General features: G+C 62.5%; 21 protein-coding genes and 2 pseudogenes. 19 read left to right on the forward strand and 4 right to left on the reverse strand.

Annotation, left to right across the window (positions count from 1 at the left end):
- The first annotated feature begins 57 nt into the window (after window positions 1–57).
- The 14 genes and pseudogenes from LZK81_RS27050 (at window position 58) to LZK81_RS27115 (ending at window position 12,950) form a co-directional block, all read left to right on the forward strand.
- Window positions 58–1,404 carry an extracellular solute-binding protein gene (locus tag LZK81_RS27050; RefSeq protein ID WP_233957045.1) on the forward strand — a complete coding sequence of 449 codons (1,347 nt, stop codon included), beginning with the start codon at window positions 58–60 and terminating at the stop codon, window positions 1,402–1,404.
- Window positions 1,405–1,536: 132 nt separating this feature from the next.
- Window positions 1,537–2,838, forward strand: coding sequence for a carbohydrate ABC transporter permease (locus LZK81_RS27055; RefSeq protein ID WP_233957047.1), 1,302 nt, complete (start codon window positions 1,537–1,539; stop codon window positions 2,836–2,838).
- Window positions 2,839–2,840: 2 nt separating this feature from the next.
- Window positions 2,841–3,698, forward strand: a complete 858-nt coding sequence (locus LZK81_RS27060; RefSeq protein WP_233957049.1) for a carbohydrate ABC transporter permease — start codon at window positions 2,841–2,843, stop codon at window positions 3,696–3,698.
- A complete protein-coding gene (locus tag LZK81_RS27065) occupies window positions 3,698–4,753 on the forward strand; it encodes an ABC transporter ATP-binding protein (RefSeq protein WP_233957051.1) in 1,056 nt (351 codons plus the stop codon). The genes LZK81_RS27060 and LZK81_RS27065 overlap by 1 nt, the downstream gene beginning before the upstream one ends.
- An 11-nt stretch (window positions 4,754–4,764) precedes the next feature.
- A pseudogene (locus LZK81_RS27070) lies at window positions 4,765–5,496 on the forward strand (glycerophosphodiester phosphodiesterase); the annotation flags it as partial.
- Window positions 5,491–6,504 carry a LacI family DNA-binding transcriptional regulator gene (locus LZK81_RS27075; RefSeq protein WP_233957839.1) on the forward strand — a complete coding sequence of 338 codons (1,014 nt, stop codon included), beginning with the start codon at window positions 5,491–5,493 and terminating at the stop codon, window positions 6,502–6,504. The pseudogene LZK81_RS27070 and the gene LZK81_RS27075, both read left to right, overlap by 6 nt.
- Window positions 6,505–7,329: an inositol monophosphatase family protein gene (locus LZK81_RS27080; RefSeq protein WP_233957053.1), complete on the forward strand. Its 825-nt coding sequence runs from the start codon at window positions 6,505–6,507 to the stop codon at window positions 7,327–7,329.
- Window positions 7,330–7,423: 94 nt separating this feature from the next.
- The gene (locus tag LZK81_RS27085; protein WP_233957055.1) at window positions 7,424–8,455 is read left to right on the forward strand and encodes a LacI family DNA-binding transcriptional regulator; all 1,032 of its coding nucleotides are present in this window, start codon (window positions 7,424–7,426) and stop codon (window positions 8,453–8,455) included.
- 114 nt (window positions 8,456–8,569) lie between these two features.
- A complete protein-coding gene (locus tag LZK81_RS27090; RefSeq protein WP_233957057.1) occupies window positions 8,570–9,238 on the forward strand; it encodes an amino acid ABC transporter permease in 669 nt (222 codons plus the stop codon).
- Between the two features lie 16 nt (window positions 9,239–9,254).
- Window positions 9,255–9,911: an amino acid ABC transporter permease gene (locus LZK81_RS27095; protein WP_233957840.1), complete on the forward strand. Its 657-nt coding sequence runs from the start codon at window positions 9,255–9,257 to the stop codon at window positions 9,909–9,911.
- A 52-nt stretch (window positions 9,912–9,963) separates the two neighbouring features.
- Window positions 9,964–10,764 carry a transporter substrate-binding domain-containing protein gene (locus tag LZK81_RS27100; protein ID WP_233957059.1) on the forward strand — a complete coding sequence of 267 codons (801 nt, stop codon included), beginning with the start codon at window positions 9,964–9,966 and terminating at the stop codon, window positions 10,762–10,764.
- A 35-nt stretch (window positions 10,765–10,799) separates the two neighbouring features.
- Window positions 10,800–11,579, forward strand: coding sequence for an amino acid ABC transporter ATP-binding protein (locus LZK81_RS27105; RefSeq protein ID WP_304656251.1), 780 nt, complete (start codon window positions 10,800–10,802; stop codon window positions 11,577–11,579).
- Between the two features lie 38 nt (window positions 11,580–11,617).
- Window positions 11,618–12,553, forward strand: a complete 936-nt coding sequence (locus tag LZK81_RS27110) for a 2-hydroxyacid dehydrogenase (protein WP_233957060.1) — start codon at window positions 11,618–11,620, stop codon at window positions 12,551–12,553.
- Window positions 12,554–12,626: 73 nt separating this feature from the next.
- Window positions 12,627–12,950, forward strand: coding sequence for a hypothetical protein (locus tag LZK81_RS27115; RefSeq protein WP_046624862.1), 324 nt, complete (start codon window positions 12,627–12,629; stop codon window positions 12,948–12,950).
- A gap of 16 nt (window positions 12,951–12,966) precedes the next feature.
- Here LZK81_RS27115 and LZK81_RS27120 read toward each other — a convergent pair whose 3' ends face one another.
- From LZK81_RS27120 to LZK81_RS27135, 4 genes are all read right to left on the reverse strand, one after another.
- Complete coding sequence (locus tag LZK81_RS27120; RefSeq protein WP_233957062.1) at window positions 12,967–13,389, reverse strand: VOC family protein; 423 nt, start codon at window positions 13,387–13,389, stop codon at window positions 12,967–12,969.
- Between the two features lie 73 nt (window positions 13,390–13,462).
- Entirely contained in the window at window positions 13,463–14,311 is an 849-nt protein-coding gene (locus tag LZK81_RS27125) for an AraC family transcriptional regulator (protein ID WP_233957064.1), read from the reverse strand.
- Window positions 14,312–14,385: 74 nt separating this feature from the next.
- Window positions 14,386–15,225, reverse strand: a complete 840-nt coding sequence (gene kynA, locus LZK81_RS27130; protein WP_233957066.1) for a tryptophan 2,3-dioxygenase — start codon at window positions 15,223–15,225, stop codon at window positions 14,386–14,388.
- Window positions 15,226–15,249: 24 nt separating this feature from the next.
- Window positions 15,250–15,903 carry a glutathione S-transferase gene (locus tag LZK81_RS27135; RefSeq protein ID WP_233957068.1) on the reverse strand — a complete coding sequence of 218 codons (654 nt, stop codon included), beginning with the start codon at window positions 15,901–15,903 and terminating at the stop codon, window positions 15,250–15,252.
- 116 nt (window positions 15,904–16,019) lie between these two features.
- Between LZK81_RS27135 and LZK81_RS27140 the strand changes: the two genes are divergently transcribed.
- The 5 genes and pseudogenes from LZK81_RS27140 (at window position 16,020) to LZK81_RS27160 (ending at window position 22,956) form a co-directional block, all read left to right on the forward strand.
- On the forward strand, window positions 16,020–17,234 hold the full coding sequence (locus tag LZK81_RS27140; RefSeq protein WP_233957842.1) for a polyhydroxyalkanoate depolymerase: 1,215 nt from the start codon (window positions 16,020–16,022) through the stop codon (window positions 17,232–17,234).
- A gap of 82 nt (window positions 17,235–17,316) precedes the next feature.
- A complete protein-coding gene (locus LZK81_RS27145) occupies window positions 17,317–18,690 on the forward strand; it encodes a malonyl-CoA decarboxylase (RefSeq protein WP_233957070.1) in 1,374 nt (457 codons plus the stop codon).
- Window positions 18,690–20,220 (forward strand): annotated as a pseudogene (locus LZK81_RS27150) (malonate--CoA ligase). The gene LZK81_RS27145 and the pseudogene LZK81_RS27150 overlap by 1 nt, the downstream one beginning before the upstream one ends.
- An 88-nt stretch (window positions 20,221–20,308) precedes the next feature.
- Window positions 20,309–21,976, forward strand: coding sequence for a hypothetical protein (locus tag LZK81_RS27155; RefSeq protein WP_233957072.1), 1,668 nt, complete (start codon window positions 20,309–20,311; stop codon window positions 21,974–21,976).
- A 2-nt stretch (window positions 21,977–21,978) separates the two neighbouring features.
- Window positions 21,979–22,956 (forward strand): NAD(P)/FAD-dependent oxidoreductase, encoded by a 978-nt coding sequence (locus LZK81_RS27160; RefSeq protein ID WP_233957073.1) that lies wholly within the window; start codon window positions 21,979–21,981, stop codon window positions 22,954–22,956.
- The last annotated feature ends 3 nt before the right edge of the window (window positions 22,957–22,959 follow it).

The following is a 22,959-nucleotide window of genomic DNA, read 5'->3' on the forward strand; positions in this document are numbered from 1 at the left end:
GGCCGACCGGTCTTTCAGGGTTCGGAAGAAGCCATTTCGCTCTTCGGGGAGTAAACCATGACTGTTCTTCCGACACTCAAGTCCGCCACGCTCGCGGCCGTTCTCCTGGCCTCGACCGCCGTCTTCGCGTCCGCCAAGGATGTCACCATTTCCGTCTGGTCCGGCGGTTCCGGGCCGAACGACAACTACCGCACCGATGCCTTCGATATCGCTGCCGATATTCTCGAGCGCGAAGCCGCCATCCGCGGTCAGCAGCTCAACATCATCGTCCAGAAGACGCCCTATTCCGGCTGGGAAGATTTCAAGCAGGCGCTGACGCTGGCCGCCGAAGCCAAGAAGGCTCCGAACATCGTCGCCACCGGCCATGAAGACATCGGCCCCTGGGCGCAGGCTGGCCTCATCGTTCCGGTCGAGAAGTTCATCGACCTCGACTCGTGGCCGATCAGCGACATCTATCCGAACCTGATGGAGATCACCTCCTTCAACGGCTCCGTCTACGGCATCCCGCAAGACGCTGAGTCCCGTCCGTTCTTCTTCTGGAAGCCTTACATGAAGGCGATCGGCTATTCGGAGGCCGATATCGAGGCTCTGCCGGCCAAGGTCGAAAAGGGCGAATATACGCTCAAGAACGTGCTCGAAGACGCCAAGAAGATGCAGGACAAGGGCCTCGTCCAGGCCGGCTACGGCTTTTATCCGCGCACCAATAACGGCCCGGACTACTGGCAGTTCTACACGTCTTTCGGCGGCGTGATGGAAGAGGAAGGCAAGCTCGTCTTCGATAAGGCCGCGATGAAGCGCACCTACCAGTATTTCGCCGATCTCGTGAAGGCCGGCGTCACCAAGAAGAACCATATCGGCATGCCGGGCGACCAGTGGTGGAAGGAAGTTGCAACCGGCAAGGCCGGCATCTGGCACGGCGGCACCTGGCATTATGCCCGTCTCGTCAACCAGGAAGGCCTGAAGGACTTCTTCACCAACGTTCAGTTCACGCTCGTACCGGCCGGCGAAGGCGGCAAGGCCAACACACTGACCCATCCGCTTGCTTACCTGCTGATGGCCGGCCATACCGAAGAAGAAACCCAGATCGCGGCCGACCTGATCAAGATCGCCTCCGAGCCACGCATCAATGCGCTGCATGCGATCAAGTCCGCCCATCTCGGTATCTCGCCTTCCGAAACCAAGGTCGACCTCTATGCGGCCGACCGCTGGGCTTCGGAAGCCACCGAACGCCTTCTGCCGCATGCCAACGCCATGCCGAACAATGCCGATTTCGGCAAGTACTGGACGATCATGTGGAAGAACTTCGAAGCCTCCTGGACGGGTGCCAAGACCGCCGATGCCGCGGTCAACGATGCCGAAGCCGAGCTGAAGTCGACACTCGGCGCGGCGATCATCATCCGCTGACGCCGAGCGACTTACCCTGCTCGCACAGGGCGGGATAAGTCGCTGACTGTAACCGGGCGAAACTCCTCGCCTCGAACTGTGGGCGGCGCTCGCTCCGCCGCCCACACCCATCCGTCTCCCAAGGCTTCACCCATGCGAACGTCCCGAACGCTCGGACTGGTGATGATCGCGCCCGCTGCGGTCATGATCGTCCTGTTCTTCCTGGTGCCGGTCGTCCTGACCGCCATCTTCGCCATGACCAATATGAGCACCGCGACCGGCATTTCCGGCGGCGCCTGGCAGGTCACGCAAGGCGCCATCAACCGCCTGAAGGCAGACATGCCGGACCTTGCGGGCGGCATTGCCGAGCCGCGTTTCGTCATCGACGAGGAGGGGCTTGCAGCGCTGGAGGCCCTGAAGCTCAAGGCAGGTTTCAGCACTGAACTGCGCACCAGCCACATGGGCGAGGTCTTTCCCTCGCGTCGCGAGGCCGAACGCATGATCAAGGCGCTGAAGGACCGGCCCTCGACCCGCGAGGTCAAGCAGCTCTCCGACCTCTTCAACCGCTCGGTTCTGAATACCCGTTTCGAGACCCGCGACGGACTGATGGCGAGCCTCAAGAAGCTCGGCTTTAAACTGACGCCGGCCGAACAGGAGACGGTCGCCACGGCCACCTATACCGGCTGGGTGTGGACGACGGAAAATTTCAGGATCATCGGCAACTCGCCGGACATGGCGCAGATCTTCCTCAACACCGCCTTCTACGTCTCGGTGACGCTGCTCGTGTTCAACGTCAGTTACGCGCTCTTCCTCGCCATCACGACCCACTACATGCCGGCTTCGACCGCATCCGTCTTCCGCGCCATCTGGCTGCTGCCGCGCATCACGCCGGTCGTCATCTACGTGCTGATGTGGAAATGGCTGACCTGGGATAGCGGCTTCATCTCGATGTTCATGGGCCAGTTCGGTTACCCAGCGAAAAACTACCTGCTCGACAGTGCCTACAACGCCTGGTTCTTCGTGATCCTGATCAACGGCTTCATCGGCGCTTCGATGGGTATGCTGGTCTTCTCTTCCGCCATCAAGGCGATCCCGCAGACGCAGTTCCATGCAAGCGAGGTCGATGGCGCCAGCCGCTGGCAGCAGGTCCGCCACGTCATCCTGCCGCAGCTTCGCTGGCCGATCCTGTTCGTCACATGCTACCAGACCCTGTCGCTTCTCGCCTCCTTCAACGAAATCCTCCTCTCGACCCGCGGCGGGCCGGGGCGGGCGACCGAAGTATGGTCGCTCGCCGCCTACCACACCGCGCTCAACAACTATACCGGCAATCTGGAATACGGGCTGGGCGCCGCCATGGCGCTGGTGCTGGTGGTTGTCGGCATCGTCCTGTCGCTCATCTACCTGCGCATCTTCCGTTACGATACGCTGATCTCCAAGCCGCTGATCGAGGATTGAGCATGGCCGAAAAACCGCAAATTTCGTCAAACACGACCTCGGCGAATTTCTCGAGCCTCCCGGTTATCCTGCTGCTCGGCCTTTTCAGCCTGCCGCTGCTGGTGATGTATGCCTATCTCTTCATCGATACGATCAGCGACACGGAAGTCGGCTCGCTGATCCCGAACGAGTTCACGCTGCGCCACTGGAGTTTCCTTTGGGAGACCAAGACCGGCAAGCCGAACATCTGGCTCGTCACGCTCAATACCTTCATCTTCGCAAGCTGCATCACCGGCGTCATCCTCACGGTCTCGTCGATGGCGGGTTATGTCCTGTCGCGCCTCAACGTGCCGGCACGCGGCTTTTTCCTCGCCGGCGTCATGGTGCTGCACGCCTTCCCGTCGGTGACGCTGATCATCGCCATCTTCATCGTGCTGCAGTGGATCGGCCTCTACAATTCACTGATCGGGGTGATCCTGGTGAAGGCTGCGGTCGAACTTCCGCTCGGCATCTGGCTGATGAAGGGTTTCTACGACACGGTGTCCTGGGAAATCGAGATGGCCGGCATCGTCGACGGCGCGTCGCGCTTCACGGTCTGGCGCCGGCTGGTGCTGCCGCAGATCAAGCCGGCGGTGATGGCGCTTGGCCTCTTTTCCTTCCTCACCGGCTGGAGCGAGTTCATCATGCCGCAGGTGCTGGCGCCAGGCGCGAAGGTGCAGGTCCTGTCGGTCTATCTGGCGGGCCTGATCATCGACGACAACAATTTCGATTTCGGCACCTTCAAGGCCGTCGGCGTCTTCTACGTCGTGCCGGTGCTGATCCTCTATGTCTTCTTCCAGAAGCATCTCATGAACATCTATGGCGGAGGCACCAAGGGCTGATGCGTATACTGCTCGACAAGTTTTCTAAGAGTTTTGGCTCCACCAAGATCATCGAGGACATGGACCTCGAGGTCGGCTCCGGCGAAATGCTGGCACTGCTCGGGCCTTCCGGCTGCGGCAAGTCGACGACGCTGTTTGCCGTCTGCGGCATTCATCGGCCGACCTCGGGCCGCATCTTGTTCGGCGACCGGGACGTCACCCATCTGCCGAGCCAGGAACGCAATGTCGGCGTCGTCTTCCAGTCCTATGCGCTTTATCCGCATATGACGGTGGAGGAGAATATCGGCTTCCCGCTGATGGTGAAGCGGGTTGCCTCCGCCGATATCAAGAGGCAGGTCTCCGATATCGCGGCGCTTGTCCATATCGAAGATCTCCTGGGGCGGCGCCCGGCGCAGCTTTCCGGCGGCCAGCAGCAGCGCGTGGCGCTCGCCCGTGCCTTGATCCGCCGCCCGGACGTGCTGCTCCTCGACGAGCCGCTCGCCAATCTCGACGCAAAACTCCGCCTCGAAATGCGCTCGGAAATCCGCCGGCTGCAGAAGGAGACGGGTATCACCGCCATCCTCGTTACCCATGACCAGGTCGAGGCGATGTCGATGTGCGACCGCATCGCCATCATGAAATCGGGCGAGATCGTCCAGATCGCCACCCCGTCGGATATGTACAAGGATCCTCGGACGTCCTTCGTTGCCAGTTTCCTCGGCAATCCGCCGATCTCCTTCCTCAAGGGCCGGGCCCAGCAGGGGGTTTTCGTGCTCGGTGAAAACGGCCTGCGCCTGCCGCTTGCCGCGGTTTCGGGTATTTCCGACGGCACCGCGCTCAGCCTCGGTGTCCGTCCCGAGCATTTCGGGACGGCAGGCGGTGTGCCCGTCGAGGGCAAGGTCGTGTTTGCGGAAACGCAAGGCCGCGAGAACCTTTACGACGTCGTACTGCCGGACGGCTCCGTGCTGCGCTCGATCCAGCCGGTGCGCGACGACGTGAAGCCGGGCGACAGCGTGCGCTGGAACCTCGACAGCGCCTCGACCTTCGTTTTCGCCGAAGACGGACAGAGATTGTGACGGAGGCTTCGATGCGCGACTTTTCCGCCTTCTTCGGCAAATTCGGCTGGCCGGAAGGGAAGAACCGGCTGCCATTCTGCATCGGCCATCGCGGTGCAAGCGGCCATGAACGGGAAAACACGCTCACCGCCTTCCGCCGCGCTGCCGAACTCGGCGCCGAAATGTGGGAACTCGATACCCAGATGACCTCGGACGGCGTGGTCGTTGTCTCCCATGACGATCACCTGCAACGGGTCTTCCAGAAGGACCTGCACATTTCGCAGATGACGTTTGCGGAGCTGCGCGCGGCGGTACCGGATGTGCCGAGCTTTGCGGAAGTCGCAGCGCTCGGGCGGGAGACCGGTTGCGGCCTTTACGTCGAGCTGAAGCGGCCGGGCACCGGCCCGCTCTGCTGGCAGCACCTGAAGGACATGGACCAGCCGTTCGCCTGTCTCGGTTCCTTCGATACCGCCCAGGTGCGCGAGTTGCGCGAGATGGGCTGCGACTATCCGCTTTCGGTGCTGATCCGTGTCGGCCACGATCCGCATGCGGCAGGGGAGGCGGCCGGCGCCGATATCCTGCATCTGTGCTGGGAAAAGGCGAGCGATACGCCGCAGGAATTCGTCACCGAGGAACTGATCGACAGGGCTTTTGCCGAGGGCAAGGAGCTCGTGCTCTGGCACGAGGAGCGACCGGATGTGCTGAAAGACATCATGGCACTGCCGGTGCTCGGCATCTGCACCGATCTGCCGGACCTGATGCGGTCAAGGGAAACGAACAGCGTTTCCCGCGAGCCCCGCCGCGTCACCTCCTTCGACGTCGCCCGGGCGGCCGGCGTCTCCCGTGCCGCCGTGTCGCGCGCCTTCACACCGGATGCCAGCGTTTCGGAAAAAACCCGGCAGAAAGTGTATCAGGCTGCCAAGGAGCTCGGCTACCGGGTCAACTATCTCGCCCGCAGCCTCACCAACAAGCGGTCCGATTTCGTCGGCCTGGTTGCGGCGGGCCTCGACAACCCGTTCCGCACCCAGCAGCTCGAAAATCTCGCCCGTGCGCTGATCGCCCGCAACTACCGGCCGATCCTGCTGCCGACCTCCAAGGAAGCGGACAGCGCCACCGTTATCGGCCAGTTGCTGCATTACGCCGTCTCCGGGGTCATCATCACCTCGGATGCGCCGCCCTCGCATATTTTCGAGGAATGCGCGGTCGAGGGCGTGCCGATCGTGCTGGTCAACAAGGGCGAGGATTTTCCCTTCGTCGACCGGGTCGTCTCCGATGACCGGATGTCGGGTTACACCGCCGTCGACCATCTCGTCGAAGCGGGCGCCAAGAGGCTCGCCGTCATCGCCGGTAAGGCCGTCTCCTATTCCTCGCGCCGCCGCGCCGAGGCGTTTCAGAGCCGCTGCCAGATGCTCGGGCTCGATGCACCACTGATCCCGGTCGCCATCAATGATTACGCCCATGGGCACGAGGCGGCGCGGGCGCTGATCGACATCGGCATAGACGGGGTGTTTTCGGTCAACGACTACATGGCCTGCGGCGTGCTCGACGGGCTCGCCAAGGCCGGCCGGAGCTACGGTTCGGTCAAGGTGATCGGTCATGACGACATCCCTCAGGCAAGCTGGTCGGCCTATGACCTCACCACCTTCGTACAGCCCTGCGACGTCCAGGCGGAACAGGTGATCGATCTCCTGACCAGCCGGATGTCCGAACCGGACGCGGTCGCGCGGGTGGAATTCACGCCGGTGACGCTGATCAAAAGAAGAAGTGCATAAATGGTATCTGCATTCGATCTCTCCTCCCTGCAATCCCGCGAAAAGATCGCAATCGAGGTCGCCCGCCGGGTCGGCATGGAGGCCGCTGCCTTCCGCGCCGAAGCGCTTCCCGAAACGCTCGGTGTCGAGAACAAGGGCCTGCAGGATTTCGTCACCGTCGCCGACAAGCGGGCTGAAAAAGCGATCCGCGCATCCCTGCTCGGCGAATTCCCTGACGATTCCTTCATGGGCGAGGAGGGTGGGGGGCAGTCCGGAGACCGCGGTACCTGGGTGGTCGATCCGATCGACGGCACCACCAATTTCATCCGCGGCTTCCGCCACTGGGGTGTCTCGATCGCCTTCGTCTCCGGCGGCGAGATCCTGGTGGGCGTGATCTACGACGCCGCGCAGGACCGGGTTTTTCACGCGATTCGGGGTGAGGGCGCCTTCAAGGAAGGCAAGCCGATCGCGGCGGCCAAGACCAGCGATCCCAACCAAGCGATCGCCATTCTCGGCCATTCCCGCCGCACCGATTTCGAGGACTACCTCGCGATCTCCCGAAAACTCTACGAGCGCGGCATCGACTACCGCCGCATGGGGGCCGCCGCGATCGGCCTCATCCGCGTCGCCGAGGGTGTATCCGATCTCTATTACGAACGGCACCTTTCATCCTGGGACATGCTGGCCGGGGTGCTGATCGCCTCGGAGGCCGGCGCAACGATCGCCGTGCCGCCGCTCGAGGAACTGCTTTCACGCGGTGGGCCAGTGGTCGCCTGTTCGCGCGGGCTTGCCAGTGAATTCGCCTTCCTGATGGAAATGGAAGGCCTGTTCGTCGCGGCTGAATGAGGTGAAGATGGCAGGTGCATTGACCGCGCAGATGTCGAGGTCGATGTATAGAGGGACCCCTTCGGGTTCCTGATACCTCTGCTAAGTGATTTTGATGCCATTCGAAGACAAAAAGAAAAGCCGTGTGACGCTTCTCGACGTAGCGCGGCGCGCCAATGTTTCCCGCGCCACCGCCTCGCTCGTCATCCGCAAGAGCCCGCTGGTCGGTACTGAGACGCGGGCGCGTGTCGAGGAAGCGATGCGCGAGCTCGGCTATGTCTACAACATGGGGGCCGCCCGGCTCCGGGCCGAGCGCAGCCACACCGTCGGCGTCATCGTACCCAATCTGACGAACCCGTTCTTCGCCGAACTGCTGTCCGGCATCGAGGCGGTGATCGATTCGGCCGGCATGGTGGTGATCCTTGCCAATAGCGGCGATCTCGTCGAACGGCAGGACATGGTGATGCGGCGCATGCGCGAACACGGCGTCGATGGCGTTATCGTCTGCCCGGCGGCCGACACCGAACCCGCGTTCCTTCACCGGCTCGCCGAATGGAATCTACCCTTGGTGCAGGTGCTCCGCCAGATTTCCGAAGAAGTCGATTATGCCGGTTCCGATTATGCGGCGGGCATGCGCCAGGCGGTGGATTATCTCGCTTCGCTCGGCCACCGGACGATCGCTTTTGCCGTCCATGGGCCGATCCATTCCGCCTATCGCGAGCGCGTCGAAGGATTTTGCGATGCCATGCAGTCGCGCGGGCTCGATCCGAGCATGATCGTGCGCCTGCCGATCCAGATCGGCGAGATCGCCGATGCGGCGCATCTCCTGTTCGGCGAGGGCGAACAGCCGACGGCGGTGATCTGCTTCAACGACGTGATCGCACTCGGCCTTTCCGCCGGCCTCTACGATCGGGGCCTGAAGGTCGGCGAGAACTTTTCGCTGATCGGTTTCGACGACGTGACGGACGCGGAGGCTATGCGACCAAGGCTCACCTCCGTTTCCACCGCACCGGTGACGATCGGCGCGAATGCCGCGAGGCTTCTCCTCGACCGGCTGACCGATCCCACCCACCCGTCTCGCAAGGTTGTGAATGAAACGGTTTTGCATATCCGCCAATCCTGCGGGCCAGTGGCCATTTCGGCCTGACAACAATCCGGCGGCTTGCGGTTGACGTCCGGACCAAAAGCTTTTAGATCGATCTAAATGAACAGGCGCCGCAGAGGAGTGGCGCTCTTTCGACATCATTGGGGAGGTCCCAAGTTGTACAATTTCAATTTCGAACCCGTATTTGCGGGTTTCGACCAGCTTCTGCTCGGCGCCTGGCTGACGATCCAGCTTTCGGTGGCGGCGATGATCGTCGGCCTGATCGTCTCGATCGCCTGTGCCGCGGGCAAGACCTCGGGCATTGCGCCGCTGCGCTGGGTCATCGACGCCTATATCGAGATCATCCGCAACACGCCGTTCCTAGTGCAGATCTTCTTCATCTTCTTCGGTCTGCCGTCGCTCGGGATTTTCCTGACGCCGAACAGTGCGGCGCTCGTGGCGCTGGTGGTCAATTTCGGCGCCTATGGCACGGAAATCATCCGCGCCGGCATCGAGTCGATCCAGAAGGGGCAGATCGAGGCCGGCACCGCGCTCGGCCTCTCGAAGCTGCAGATCTTCCGCTACATCATCATGAAGCCGGCGCTGCGCACCGTCTATCCGTCGCTGACCAGCCAGTTCATCTACCTGATGCTGACCTCGAGCGTCGTCTCGGCGATCTCGGCCGACGACCTCGCCGCTGCCGGCAACAATCTGCAGTCGCAGACCTTCGCGAGCTTCGAGGTCTATATCGTCATCACGATCATGTACCTCGTCATGTCGGTTGGTTTCTCGACGATCTTCTCGGTGATCGAGAAGGCCGCCTTCAAATATCCGCTGAGCCGATAGGAGCCTGGCCATGCCATTGATCAGACCTTTCGGCATCAACGAGTTCTGGATCATCGTGCTTGCGGCGCAGTGGACCATCGCGCTGTCGGCGATCGCCTTTGCCGGCGGCGGCATCGGCGGCCTGCTGATCGCGCTCATGCGCGTTTCGGACGCGAAATGGCCGCGGTTGATTGCCACCGGCTTCATCCGCGTCTTCCAGGGAACGCCGCTGCTCATGCAGCTCTTCCTGGTATTCTTTGGCATGAACATCCTCGGTTTCGCCATCAATCCCTGGCTTGCCGCAACCGTCGCCCTCACGCTGCATGCTAGCGCCTTTCTCGGCGAAACCTGGCGCGGCTGCATCGAGGCCGTGCCACCCGGCCAGCGGGAGGCCGCGACCGCGCTTGGCCTGCGCTATTTCAACCGTATGCGATACATCGTGCTCCCACAGGCCTCCAAGATCGCGGTGGCGCCGACGGTCGGCTTCCTGGTGCAGCTCATCAAGGGCACTTCGCTTGCGGCGATCATCGGTTTTACCGAACTCACCCGCCAGGGCCAGATCATCAACAACGCAACATTCAGCCCGTTCATGGTGTTCGGCACGGTGGCCGCGGTCTATTTCGTCCTTTGCTGGCCGCTTTCGGTGCTGGCACGACGCATGGAACTGAGATTTTCCCGCGCAACGGCACGTTGACGGGACCCGAGCCGGAGGGAGGAAAACCGGCACAACAGAAAAGGGTAGGAAAATGAACATTTCTAGACGCATGGTTATGGCCGTCATCGGCGCAGGCCTGATGATGGGCGCAGGCGCCTCCACCGCATCGGCACAGACCGTCGAAAGCATCAAGTCCGCAGGCACCGTCAAGATCGGCATGCTGGTCGATTTCCCGCCCTTCGGTATCATGAACACCTCGAACGAGCCGGACGGTTATGACGCCGACGTGGCAAAGCTGCTCGCCAAGGAATTCGGCGTGAAGGTGCAGATCGTTCCGGTCACCGGCCCCAACCGCATTCCCTACCTGCAGAGCAACCAAGTCGACCTGCTCGTCGCCTCGCTCGGCATTACCGAAGAGCGCGCCAAGAGCGTCGACTTCTCGCAGCCCTATGCCGGCATCTCGATCGGCGTTTTCGGCGCTAAGGCGACCGCAGTCTCCAAGCCGGAAGACCTTTCCGGCAAGACGATCGGTGTCGCCCGCGCCTCGACGCAGGATACCGGCGTCACCAAGATCGCCCCGAAGGATGCCAAGATCCAGCGTTTCGACGACGATGCCAGCGCGGTGCAGGCCCTGCTGTCCGGCCAGGTTCAGCTGATCGGCGTCTCGAACGTCGTCGCTGCCCAGATCGAAAAGGCCGCTCCGGGCCGGTTCACCCAGAAACTGCAGCTCAGCCAGCAGGTTCAGGGCATCGCCGTCCGCAAGGGCTCGACCGAACTGCTGACGGCTGTCAACGCCTTCATCGCCAAGGTCAAGGCCAATGGCGAACTCGGCAAGATCCATGAAAAGTGGCTCGGCGCTCCGCTGCCGGACTTCGTCGCCAACGCCAAGTAAGACCAGAACCACGCTTTAAAAGGGAGTTCCTCGTGATGACTGAGGTGAACGCAAACGCATCGGCCGCGGCCACGCGAGGAACTTCCGAACTCGCCGTGCGCATGGAAGGCGTCAACAAGTGGTATGGCGGCTTTCACGCGCTGAAGGACGTCGACCTGTCGGTCAACCGGGGGGAGCGGATCGTCATCTGCGGCCCTTCCGGCTCCGGCAAGTCGACGCTGATCCGCTGCATCAACCAGCTGGAGACGATCCAGAAGGGCAAAATCGTCGTCGATGGGCATGACCTCACCGCCGGGGCTAAGAATGTCGATATCGTTCGCCAGGAGACCGGCATGGTCTTCCAGCAGTTCAACCTCTTCCCGCATATGACGGTTCTGGAGAACTGCACGCTGGCGCCGATGAAGGTGCGCGGCATTTCCAAGGTGGAGGCGGAAAAGACCGCCCGCAAATACCTGGAGCGGGTGCGCATTCCCGAACAGGCGGAAAAATATCCCGCCCAGCTTTCCGGCGGCCAGCAGCAGCGCGTGGCGATCGCCCGGGCGCTGTGCATGAATCCCAAGATCATGCTGTTCGACGAGCCGACCTCGGCGCTCGACCCGGAAATGGTCAAGGAAGTGCTCGACACCATGATCGACCTCGCCAAGGAGGGCATGACCATGCTCTGCGTCACCCATGAAATGGGCTTTGCCCGGCAGGTCGCCGACCGGGTGATCTTCATGGATCGCGGCGAGATTCTCGAAACCGCCGCGCCGGAAGAATTCTTCGGCAATCCCAAGAACGAGCGCCTGAAGATCTTCCTCGGACAGATCTCTTGAACGCTGCTGCCACTCATTGAAATTAAGGAGTTCCGGACATGAAACCAGATATCCTGCTTGTGGAACCGCTGATGCAGTTCATCGAGGATCAGCTCGATGCCATCTATACCGTGCATCGGCTGTACGACCCGGCACAGAAGGAAACGCTGGAAGCGGCGTTGCCGAACATCCGCGCCGTTGCGACAGGCGGCGGTTCCGGCCTCTCCAACGAATGGATCGAGAAGCTGCCGGCGCTCGGTGTCATCGCCATCAACGGTGTCGGCACCGACAAGGTCGACCTCAAGTTCACCCGCGGCCGCAATATCGACGTCACCACCACGCCCGGCGTGTTGACCGATGACGTCGCCGACATGGGCATTGCGCTGATGCTCGGCGTGCTGCGCCATATCGCCAAGGGCGACGCCTTCGTGCGCGCCGGCAAGTGGGGCAAGGAAGGATTCCCGCTCGGCAATAGCCCGAAAGGCAAGCGCCTCGGCATTCTCGGCCTCGGCCAGATCGGCAAGGCCTTTGGCCGTCGCGCCGAAGCCTTCGGCATGGACATCCGCTTCTGGAACCGCTCGCCGGTCAAGGACACGACCTGGAAGTCCTGCGCCTCGCCGGTGGCACTGGCGGAAGACAGCGACGTGCTGTGCGTCATCGTCGCGGCGAACGCTGCGACCCAGAACATCGTCAACACCGAGGTCCTGAAGGCGCTGGGGCCGAAGGGTATTTTGATCAATATCGCCCGCGGCAGCGTCGTCGATGAAGACGCACTGCTGGCAGCCCTGAACGACGGCACGATCGGCGCCGCCGGTCTCGATGTCTATCTCAATGAACCGCGCATTCGCGAAGACTTTTTCACCGCGCCGAATACGGTACTGATGCCGCACCAGGGCAGCGCCACGGTCGAGACCCGCGTCGCCATGGGCGAGTTGGTGCTTGCCAATATCGCCGCGCATCTCGCCGGCGAAAAGCCGCCGACCACCGTCAATTGAGCAATTCCAGGAAAAGTGTGAAGCGGTTTTCCGTTCGGAATTGCGCAGCGCAAAAGTGAGCCGGAGAAACAAGATGATCATCCGTCAGGCCTTTTTCGAAGGCACGATCCATGCCGGCCTGGAAGAGGCGTTCAAGGCTTATGTGGCCGAGAAGCTGATGCCCATGTGGCTCGCCTTTCCGGGCATCAAGGAAGTCCGCGTGCTCTATAATATCGAGCGGGACGAGGGCGCTCCGTCCTACCCGATGGTGCTGTCGACAATGTACGAAAGCCGCGAGGCGCTGGCCGCGGCCCTTGAATCGCCGGTGCGTTACGAGAGCCGGGACATGACCAAGGGTCTGCTCACCATGTTCGACGGCCACATCCATCACCACGTCTTCGACCTGGCGCTGTCCTGAGTTCATCGACCGCCGGTCAACCGTCGGCGGTCTTGGTGCCTGAGCCGGGCGCGCGATAAGCGGGCGTGTTCGGCTCGAACAGTTCGATCAGGTTTCCGGACGGATCTTCCAACAAAATCTGCTTGCCGCCCGTCCCCTGGATGATCTCGTTGCGGAAGCGGCAGCCGGCCAGTTTCAGGCGCTCGACCATCCCATCGAGGTCGTCGACGGTCAGATGGATGCGGTTCCAGCCGCCGGGTGCCTGCTGCTCTCCGGACGGCATCGGCGCACCACCGCCACCCCGCGGGTTCGGCTGGGACAGATAGAGATGCATGTCGCCGCGCGAAATTTCCGCGAAGGGCGGGGCAGGGTGCATCTCGAGCTTGAAGGCAAGGTGTGCGGTGTAAAAATCGATCGCTGCCTTTACATCGTTGACGATATATCTGAAGCATGCGGACATGGTCTGCGCCCTCCCGACGTCAGGTGGATATCCGAAACACGGAGCTTAATACTCCCACAACAGAGGGCAAGCGTCATCCCCCTTCCTCAGCAAGGCCGTTGAACGCTCGCCGCGGACGCACTGAAACCGCATAAAGGTGCGGGGAAAGCCCGAAATTGCGGGTGAAGATGCGGGTCATGTGGCTCTGGTCGGCAAAACCGCTGGCCAGCGCCGCCTCCGCAAGTCCCGCTCCGCCGGCGACCAGTTTTCGCGCCAGCTGGATGCGCCGCTGGATCAGGTAGGCATGCGGGGTAAGCCCCATTGCCTTGTCGAAAGCGCGCAGGAGCTGGAATTGGCTAAGGCCGGCGAGGTGGGCCAGATCGGCAAGGTTGACCGCTTTGGCCGGATCGTCATCAATCCGCTCCCGCGCTGCCCGGATACCTCGCGGTACCGGTTTCGGCTCCGGCGCGTCCCGCATCACCTCGGCCAGCAGCGTCAGCAGCAATTCCTGGCGGCGGAGCTCGGCGCCGGCTTGCTCGGCGGTCATCGCCGCGAACAGCTGCCGCATCGTCGCGGCCTGCGGAGATTGCCGCAGCACCGGATCGGTAAACTCGAAATCGCCGGGCCTGCCCTGGCGGATATCGGCCGCCGCGCCGGCCATCACATCCAGATCGAAATAGAGCATCTGCCAGAAACGGCCCTCGTCGCCGATCGGCGCGCCGTCATGCACTTCGCCGGGATTGACGGTGATGATGTCGCCCGGTCCGGCTTCCACCCGACCGCGTCCGCTTGCGGACTTCTGGGCTCCGCTCTCGATCACGCCAATGCCGAATTGGTCGTGGGTGTGACGGGCGAAATGGTGATCGGAACGGGCCAAGACCGCCTGCACGCCGGCCATGCCGCATCGAAACATCCTAAATCCGTTTTGTCCCTTCGCCCGCATCGGCTCCTCGCGTTTGAGCCAGCATAACTCAGCTCAAGAAGATCACCAACCGGCAGCTCCGAGCCTCGCGCAGCTTACAGGACTGTGCGCACCCGCCAGAGTTCGGGAAACAGTTCGACCTCCAGCATCTTCTTGAGATACGACGTTCCCGACGTGCCGCCGGTGCCGCGCTTGAAGCCGATCACCCGTTCCACCGTGGTGACGTGATTGAATCGCCAGCGGCGGAAATAGTCTTCGAAGTCGACCAGCTTTTCGGCGAGTTCGTAAAGCTCCCAATAGGTGCCGGGTGCGCTATAGACCTGTTTCCAGGCCTCCAGCACCCGCTCGTTCTCGGTGCGTTTGGTGCGCCAGCCGGTTCTGGCCGCGTCCTCGCCGATATCGAACCCGCGCCGGGAAAGCAGCATCAGCGCCTCGTCGTAAAGGCTCGGGCGGGCCAGGATGCCTTCCAGCATCTCGGTAATATCGGGCCGATGCGCATGCGGCCCGAGCATCGCGACGTTGCGGTTGCCGGCAAGGAACTCGATCGCCCGGTATTGATAGGACTGGAAGCCGGAAGACTGGCCGAGCGAGGCGCGGAATTCGGTGTATTCGCTGGGCGTCATGGTGCGCAGCACGTCCCAGGCATTGTTGAGTTGTTCGAAGATGCGGGCGACGCGGGTGAGCATCTTGAAGGCCGGCTGCGGATCGTCATTGCGGATGGCCTCGATCGCCGAGGTGATCTCGTGGATCGCAAGCTTCATCCACAGTTCGGACGTCTGGTGCTGGATGATGAACAGCAGTTCGTCATGCGCCGCCGAAATCGGCGCCTGCGCGTCGAGCACCTTTTCGAGATGCAGGTAGTCGGAATAGGACATCTTTTCGCGAAAAGACATTTCCGCGCCGTCTTCGCTGGGATCGTAGGGTTTTGCGCTCATGATGTCCGATATGTCTTTCGCCGGTTAGAATTCCACTTCCAACTCGACGATTTCGTCCGGTTCCGCAAGTGCGCCTTCGGTCCATTCCAGCATCAGCGGCCAGGCTAAAACCATCTCCGCATAAGCCGCGAGCCTCGGTTCAAGCTCGACCGCATAGGTGCGGAATCGGCTGCAGACCGGCGCATACATCGCATCCGCTACCGTCGGATTGGCGCCAAACAGCCACGGGCCGCCGCTTGCCTCCAGGCACTCGGTCCAGATCGTCTTGACCCGCTCGACATCCGGCCGGGCGCCCGAAAAGATCTTGAAACGCTCGTGCCGGGCCTTGAGGTTCATCGGCAGGGCCGAGCGAAGATTGTGGAAACCGGAATGCATTTCCCCCGAAACGGCGCGACAACGGGCACGGTCGGCGATGTCGGCCGGCCAGAGACCGGCATCCGGCGTGATTTCGTTCAAATATTCGGCAATCGCCAGCGTATCCCAGACGTTGACGCCATCATGTGTCAGCCGCGGCACCAGGACGGAGGGTGACAGGAGCAGCAGTTCCTGGCGCGCGTCGTCGTTCATCTCGACCAGCACTTCCCCGAAATCGAGGCCCGCCATGCGGCAGAGGAGCCATCCGCGAAGCGACCACGAGGAATAGTTTTTCGACGAAATCGTCAGTGTCGCCTGTGTCATCGCTCAAAACTCCTGCCGGACAACTGTGCGTCCGATGACAATCTTCTCGCATCGCGAGACATATTGCACTAGCATTTTTGCACTGCCGCATTTTAGCGGCGCGCGGGGTCATGTTCATGCTCTATCAGGCCTATCAATTCCAGGACGACCTCCTCGCGCCGATGCGGGATATGGCCCGACGCCTGCAACTGATGTCTTCGGCCCTGTTCTTCGGCGCCGGCACGGATATGGGCCGGCATGCCGCCGCGGCACTCGAACTGATGTCCCGCTTCAAGATCACCCACGAGCGGCCGGAATTCGAGATCAACTCGGTCACGATCGGCAATCGCGACGTGCCGATATCAGTCGAAACGGCGCTCGAGCTGCCCTTCGGCCGGCTCCTGCATTTCGTCGCCGACGTCGATACGCCCCGCCCGCGGGTGCTCGTAGTGGCGCCGTTGTCGGGCCATTTCGCGACGCTGCTGCGCGGCACGGTCCAGACGCTGCTGAAGGACCATGACGTCTATGTCACCGACTGGGCCAACGCGCGGGACGTGTCCACGTCCGCCGGCCGTTTCGGCATGGACGACTACGTCGATTACATCATCCGCTTTCTGGAGGAGATCGGCCCGCGCGGGCATATTCTCGCAGTCTGCCAGCCCTGCGTCCAGGCGCTTGTCGCCGTCGCCGTCATGTCCGAGGCGAAGAACCCGGCGACTCCGCGCACGATGACGCTGATGGCCGGGCCGGTCGATACCCGCGAGAGCCCGACCAAGGTCAACGAACTCGCGGTCTCGAAGCCGCTGTCGTGGTTCAAGAGCGAGTTGATCACCGGCGTTCCGATGGGTTTTCCCGGCAGCGGCCGGCGCGTCTATCCGGGCTTCCTGCAGCTCGTCGCCTTCATGAGCATGAACATGGAGCGGCATGTCGAGGCGCATCGCAAGCTCTACGGCCATCTCGCCAAGGGCGAGACGACTGAGGCGAACAAGATCAAGCATTTCTACGACGAGTATTTCGCGGTGCTCGACATGACCGAGGAATTCTACATCGAGACCATCGACCGGGTCTTCCAGAAGGCGGAGCTGGCGAGCGGCACCTACACCCATCATGGCCGGAAGGTGGATCCGAACCATATCCACGCCACGGCGCTTCTGACCGTCGAGGGCGGACGCGACGATATCTGCGGGCTCGGCCAGACTTCGGCCGCGCACGACCTCTGTCGCTCGCTGCGGCCGCATCTGCGCCGCCACCATCTGCAAGCCAATGTCGGGCACTATGGCGTCTTCAGCGGACGCCGATGGGAGAAGGAAATCTATCCCGTCGTGCGCAATCTGATCCTCGCAATGGAATGACGCCGAAGGCGTCAAGTCTCATGCCTTGACTTGCATACGATCCTCTATCTGCTGTATGCAATGAATGGGTAGGAGAAAAGAGATGAGCAGCAGGGATCCAGTTTTCGGCTGGTGGGACGCTCCTCCGTTTATCGGCGAGCTGATCCAGTCGTTATCGGGCCGCGGCCGGGCCTTGTTCGGCCTGTCATCACCGCCGGTGCAGAACCGCGATCTCACCGGCCTTGCCGAGATGATCCTGTCGCGCCGCGGCGAAGTCTCCGGCGCCATTCTTGCCGAAGCGTTCCTCGAAGCCTATCGCCAGGCAAGCGCCCCGGACCGTGACATCTTCATGCGCGCGCTGCTGGATCGTTTCGGCCCCGACCGCACGGCCCTGGATGCCGCGGCCGCCGCCTATAGTGCCGACCCCAGCGCGGAGAATATTGCAAGGCTGCACGAGGCGGCCGAGCCGCGCCGGCAGGAGCTTTTCCGGCGCATCAATTTCGCCAAGCGCGGCACCGCGACGCTGGTCGAGATGCGCGAACATCTGATGGACATGCTGTCCAAGGAACCGGCGTTGCAGCCGGTCGACCTCGACTTCTGCCATCTCTTCTCCTCATGGTTCAACCGGGGCTTCCTGATGTTGCGATCGATCGACTGGACCACGCCCGCCAATATCCTGGAGGCGCTGATCCGCTATGAAGCCGTGCATGATATCGACGGCTGGGACGATCTGCGCCGGCGATTGGCGCCGGCCGACCGCCGTTGCTTCGGCTTCTTTCACCCGCAATTGGAAGACGAGCCGCTGATCTTCGTCGAGGTGGCGCTGACCGACCATCTGCCCGCCTCGGTCGACGCGCTCCTCGCCCGCGACCGTCAGCCGCTGGACGTGCAGCAGGCGACGACGGCGGTGTTTTATTCGATTTCCAACTGCCAGCGCGGCCTGGCCGGCATTTCGCTCGGCAACTTCCTCATCAAACAGGTGGTGAACGATCTGAAGCGCGACCTTCCGCGGCTCGAGAATTTCGTGACACTATCCCCCATCCCGGGCTTCGGTGCCTGGCTGCGCGGCGAAAGCCGCGCGACCGACAGCGAAGAAATCAGCCAAGAAAAGCAGCGGCTTATCGCCAGGCTTGAAGGTGATTGGGCATCTGCCGGCGAGCACGAACTCGACCAGATCCAGCGCGCCATGCTGCCGCTCGGGGCGCATTACCTGTTGAACGTCCGGCGAGGCAATGGCCGCCCGGTCGATCCGGTGGCGCGGTTCCATCTTGGCAACGGCGCGCAGGCCGAACGGCTCAATTTCCTCGGCGACCGATCGCCGAAGGGCATGCGCCAGTCATACGGCCTGATGGTCAACTATCGCTACCGGCTCGGCGAAATTGAGAAGAACCACGAGGCTTACGCCGAAAACGGCCATATCGCAGCCACGCCGGCGCTGCGCAAACTGGCCCAACCGGTTTCCCAGGAGGTGTTTTAATGGCTGGTAATCTCTATGACGCGCTGCTCGGCGGCATCGAGCGGGAGGATCGGCTGCTCCTGACGGACGAAACGGTCGGCGCGATGAGCTACCGAGCCTTTGCCGATCACTGCGCGCGGCTTGCCGGAGCCCTTCTCGAAGCTGGCCTGCAGCCGGGCGACCGGGTCGCCGTCCAGGCGGAAAAGTCGGTCGCGGCACTGGCGCTGTATCTCGCGACGGTCAGGGCAGGCGGCATCTACCTGCCGCTCAACATCGCCTATACACCGGCGGAGATCGAATATTTCCTCACCGACGCCGAGCCCTCGATCTTCGTCTGCGATCCCTCGAAACTCGAGGCGCTGCAGCCGATCGCCAAGGCGGCCGGCGCGAAGATCCTGACGCTCGATCCCGCGGGGAAGGGGACTTTGACGGACGCGGTCGCCATTGCCAAGCCGATTGCCGAAACCTCGGCGCGGGGGAGGCGCGGATATCGCCGCGATCCTTTACACGTCCGGCACGACGGGGCGTTCCAAGGGTGCCATGCTCAGCCACGACAATCTCCTGTCGAACGCCATGTCGCTGGTGGACAGCTGGCGTTTTTCAGACAAGGACGTGCTGATCCACGCCCTGCCGATCTTCCACACGCACGGGCTTTTCGTCGCCACCAATGTCGTGCTCGCCTCGCGCGCCTCGATGATTTTCCAGGTGAAATTCGACCCGAACAAGATCATGGAGGCGATGCCGAAGGCGACCGTGCTGATGGGCGTGCCGACCTTCTATACCCGCCTGCTGCAGCACTCGGGGCTCGACAGGCACAGCACCGCCCATATGCGCCTCTTCGTTTCCGGGTCCGCGCCGCTTCTTGCCGAAACCCACGCGGAATGGCAGGCGCGCACCGGTCACGCCATCCTCGAGCGCTACGGCATGACCGAGACCAACATGAACACCTCGAACCCCTATGACGGCCGGCGTGTCGCCGGCACGGTCGGTTTCCCGCTGCCGGGCGTCGAGGTGCGGATCGCCGGCCCGGAAACAGGTGCCTCCCTCGGCACGGAAGAGATCGGCATGATCGAGGTGCGCGGCCCGAACGTGTTTTCGGGTTACTGGCGCATGCCGGAAAAGACCGCCGCGGAATTCCGCAAGGACGGCTTCTTCATCACCGGCGATCTCGGCAAGGTGGATACCGACGGTTATCTGCATATCGTCGGCCGCGGCAAGGACCTCATCATCACCGGCGGCTACAATGTATACCCGAAAGAGGTGGAGATGGAGATCGACGCCATGCCGGGCGTCGCCGAAAGTGCCGTCTTCGGTGTCAACCATCCGGATTTCGGCGAAGGCATCATCGCCGCGATCGTCCTGAAATCAGGTGCCCAACTGACCGAACAGGAGGTCATCAAGGCGCTCGACGGCCGTCTGGCCGGCTATAAACGCCCGAAAAAGGTGGCCTTCATGGCCGAACTGCCGCGAAACACGATGGGCAAGGTCCAGAAGAATATACTTCGCGATCGGTTTTCCGGAGTTTTCGAGCCTGCGGTGGCTGTAAAATAGGCGATAGAAATTTTAGGACTTGACGGCTGATGTATACGAGTGGACTATTAATTGCATACGAGCACGGATCATTTCGGGAGGAAATGGGATGTTGCAACAGGGAAAGCCGCAGAGCGCTCAGCCGCTCGTCACCGTCCACAACCCGATGGGTTATCCGCCGAAGGTCAGCCGCAAGCAGCCGGCCAATCGGCCCGCCAGCCTCGACGGCAAGGTCGTCTATCTCGTCGACAGCCGCTTTGACGATTCCGTCGAGCTCCTGAAGGAGGTCGAGGCCTGGTTTGCACGCAACATGCCCTCCGTCGATGTACGGATCCGCCAGATGGCGAACACCTATTCCAAGGATGATCCGCAGCTCTGGGAAGAGATCAAGACGAACGGCCATGCCGCGGTTATCGGCGTCGGCCATTGCAGCACGTGCGCACCAGCCGTCACCACCCACGCGATCACGCTCGAAACCAAATACGGGGTGCCGACCGCGGCGATCCATACCGAAAAGTTCGACAAGGTGGTCCGCTCCGTCGCCAAGATGGGCGGCCTCTCGCAGCAACCGCTGGTCTTCGTGCCGCAGCCGGTGATGGGCAAGACGCCGGAAGAGCTGCGCGCCTATGTGGAAGGCATCGATCCGATCAGCGGCAAGCTGGTGATGAAGGAAATCATCGAGGCGCTGACCGTCGGCCTCTCGGCAGGTGCCGAGGATACGCAATTCGAGCGCAGCACGCCGCGCCTGATTGAGCCGGACACGGAGGATAATCTCCACGTCGGCTTTTTGCGTAACAACTGGACCGACAAGCTGCCGATCATCCTGCCGACCGACGCCCGCGTCGCCGACATGCTGGCCGGGACAAGTCGAAAGCCGGACGAGGTCGTTGGCCATATGCAGCCGACCACCAATCGCGGCCTTTGGGAATACACGGTCGAGAAGGTTGCCGTGAACGCCGTCATGGCCGGTGCGTCGCCCGAATATTTCCCGGTCATCCTGGCGCTGGCGGCGGCACAGGTCTCCGCGCGCGGATCGACCTCCTCTTCGGCAGCGGCGATGGCCGTCGTCAACGGACCTGTTCGCAACGAGATCGGCATGAACTGCGGCGTCGGCGCGCTCGGCCCCTACAGCCATGCCAATGCCACGATCGGTCGCGCCTTCGGGCTCCTGTCGCAGAACCTGCAAGGCGGTTCGGTCGTGGGCGAAACCTTCATGGGATCGCTCGGCAACAACTACACCTACAACAACCTCACCTTCGCGGAAAACGAGGAGCGCAGTCCGTGGGAGCCGCTGCATGTGCAGAAGGGTTTCGACGCCAGGACAAGCACCGTCAGCATCTTCCACGGCTGCCGTTCCACGACCTTCAGCCTCGGCCTGCGCAAGGAATACTGGCGCGAACACGTGCGCGACATGCTGCTCGGCACCGATGCGATCACCGCGCCGACCCTGGTGCTCGACCCGATCTGCGCCCGGCAGTTCATCGATCGCGGCGGCTTCGTGAAGAAACAGGACCTGCTCGACTTCATCTACGAGACGGCGCAGATGCCGGCGGGGCGTTACTGGGATCTGCAGCTCGTCCAGAATTACATCTATCCGCGCGCCACCTTCGGCGAAGAGCCGATGGCGGGCAAGCTGAAACCCGGCAAGGACGAACTCGTCCATATCTTCCGCCCGCAGGATATCAACGTCGTGGTCGTCGGCGGCGAGTCCAACGGCTATTGGCAGATCTACGGCGCGCATTACCGCACCACCGTTTCCGTCGACGATTGGCGCTAACGATGAGCCCGAACGATTACGACATCGTGGTGATCGGCGCGGGCGTGGCGGGGCTCAACGCCGCCATCGCCGCCGCACGCCACGGCGCGCGCACGATGATCGTCGACATGCTCGGCGCCGGCGGCCAGGTGATCAATGTCGATCGCATCGACAATTTTCCGGGGCCGGCCGAGGGCATGTCCGGTTTCGAACTCGGCCCGATGCTGCAGATGCAGGCGGACGAGGCCGGCGTCGAATTCGCGCTCGATACGATCGAGACAATTTCGAAGACGGATACCGGCTTCCGCATCGCCGGCGCCGATCTCGATCTGACGGCGGGCGCGGTGATCATCGCCGCCGGCTCCGCCAAGCGCACGCTCGGCATTCCGGGCGAGGCGGAATTCGAGGGACGCGGCGTTTCCCACTGCGCCTCCTGCGACGGACCGCTGATGCGCGGCAAAGACGTCTGCATCATCGGCGGCGGGGATTCCGCACTCGACGAAGCGCTGGCGCTGGTCCCGCATGCTGCCCGCATCTCCGTCATTCATCGCGGCTCGCGCCTCCGCGCCAGCGCCGCTTTGCAGGCGAAAGCCAACGAAGCCTCCAACATCGAAGTCAGACTGAACACGGTCGCGACCGCGATCCGCGGTGACGGCGGCGTCAGCGCCATAACCGCCCGCGATCTGTCGACCGGCACAGAGAGCGAGCTCCCCTGTCACGGTGTCTTTGTGTATGTCGGGCTCGAACCCAATACGTCCTTCCTCGGCGATACGGTGACGCTTGCGGTCGATGGCCGGATCGTCGTTGATCTCGACATGCAGGCGTCCGTTCCGGGCATTTTCGCGGCCGGCGACATCCGCTCGCGCTCGGTTGCACATCTGGCAGCCTCCGCAGGTGACGGCGTGACGGCCGCGATTTCCGCCGTGCGTTATCTCGCGGAACGGAACGGCGATACCCAACAGGCGGAGCCGCGGTTTGCGGCGGCCGCATCGGCAGGATAGGCC

It is taken from the genome of Neorhizobium galegae (genome assembly GCF_021391675.1).
Taxonomy (GTDB): domain Bacteria; phylum Pseudomonadota; class Alphaproteobacteria; order Rhizobiales; family Rhizobiaceae; genus Neorhizobium; species Neorhizobium galegae_B.

Bases quoted from the DNA above. Each gene is read 5' to 3' on its own strand.
- LZK81_RS27145 (WP_233957070.1), top strand. From the start codon at position 17,317: ATGAGCAGCAGGGATCCAGTTTTCGGCTGGTGGGACGCTCCTCCGTTT.
- LZK81_RS27080 (WP_233957053.1), top strand. From the start codon at position 6,505: ATGGTATCTGCATTCGATCTCTCCTCCCTGCAATCCCGCGAAAAGATC.
- LZK81_RS27155 (WP_233957072.1), top strand. From the start codon at position 20,309: ATGTTGCAACAGGGAAAGCCGCAGAGCGCTCAGCCGCTCGTCACCGTC.
- LZK81_RS27100 (WP_233957059.1), top strand. From the start codon at position 9,964: ATGAACATTTCTAGACGCATGGTTATGGCCGTCATCGGCGCAGGCCTG.
- LZK81_RS27085 (WP_233957055.1), top strand. From the start codon at position 7,424: ATGCCATTCGAAGACAAAAAGAAAAGCCGTGTGACGCTTCTCGACGTA.
- LZK81_RS27125 (WP_233957064.1), bottom strand. From the start codon at position 14,311: ATGCGGGCGAAGGGACAAAACGGATTTAGGATGTTTCGATGCGGCATG.
- LZK81_RS27135 (WP_233957068.1), bottom strand. From the start codon at position 15,903: ATGACACAGGCGACACTGACGATTTCGTCGAAAAACTATTCCTCGTGG.
- LZK81_RS27055 (WP_233957047.1), top strand. From the start codon at position 1,537: ATGCGAACGTCCCGAACGCTCGGACTGGTGATGATCGCGCCCGCTGCG.
- LZK81_RS27075 (WP_233957839.1), top strand. From the start codon at position 5,491: ATGCGGTCAAGGGAAACGAACAGCGTTTCCCGCGAGCCCCGCCGCGTC.
- LZK81_RS27065 (WP_233957051.1), top strand. From the start codon at position 3,698: ATGCGTATACTGCTCGACAAGTTTTCTAAGAGTTTTGGCTCCACCAAG.
- LZK81_RS27140 (WP_233957842.1), top strand. From the start codon at position 16,020: ATGCTCTATCAGGCCTATCAATTCCAGGACGACCTCCTCGCGCCGATG.
- LZK81_RS27110 (WP_233957060.1), top strand. From the start codon at position 11,618: ATGAAACCAGATATCCTGCTTGTGGAACCGCTGATGCAGTTCATCGAG.
- kynA (WP_233957066.1), bottom strand. From the start codon at position 15,225: ATGAGCGCAAAACCCTACGATCCCAGCGAAGACGGCGCGGAAATGTCT.
- LZK81_RS27050 (WP_233957045.1), top strand. From the start codon at position 58: ATGACTGTTCTTCCGACACTCAAGTCCGCCACGCTCGCGGCCGTTCTC.
- LZK81_RS27160 (WP_233957073.1), top strand. From the start codon at position 21,979: ATGAGCCCGAACGATTACGACATCGTGGTGATCGGCGCGGGCGTGGCG.
- LZK81_RS27105 (WP_304656251.1), top strand. From the start codon at position 10,800: ATGACTGAGGTGAACGCAAACGCATCGGCCGCGGCCACGCGAGGAACT.
- LZK81_RS27120 (WP_233957062.1), bottom strand. From the start codon at position 13,389: ATGTCCGCATGCTTCAGATATATCGTCAACGATGTAAAGGCAGCGATC.
- LZK81_RS27115 (WP_046624862.1), top strand. From the start codon at position 12,627: ATGATCATCCGTCAGGCCTTTTTCGAAGGCACGATCCATGCCGGCCTG.
- LZK81_RS27060 (WP_233957049.1), top strand. From the start codon at position 2,841: ATGGCCGAAAAACCGCAAATTTCGTCAAACACGACCTCGGCGAATTTC.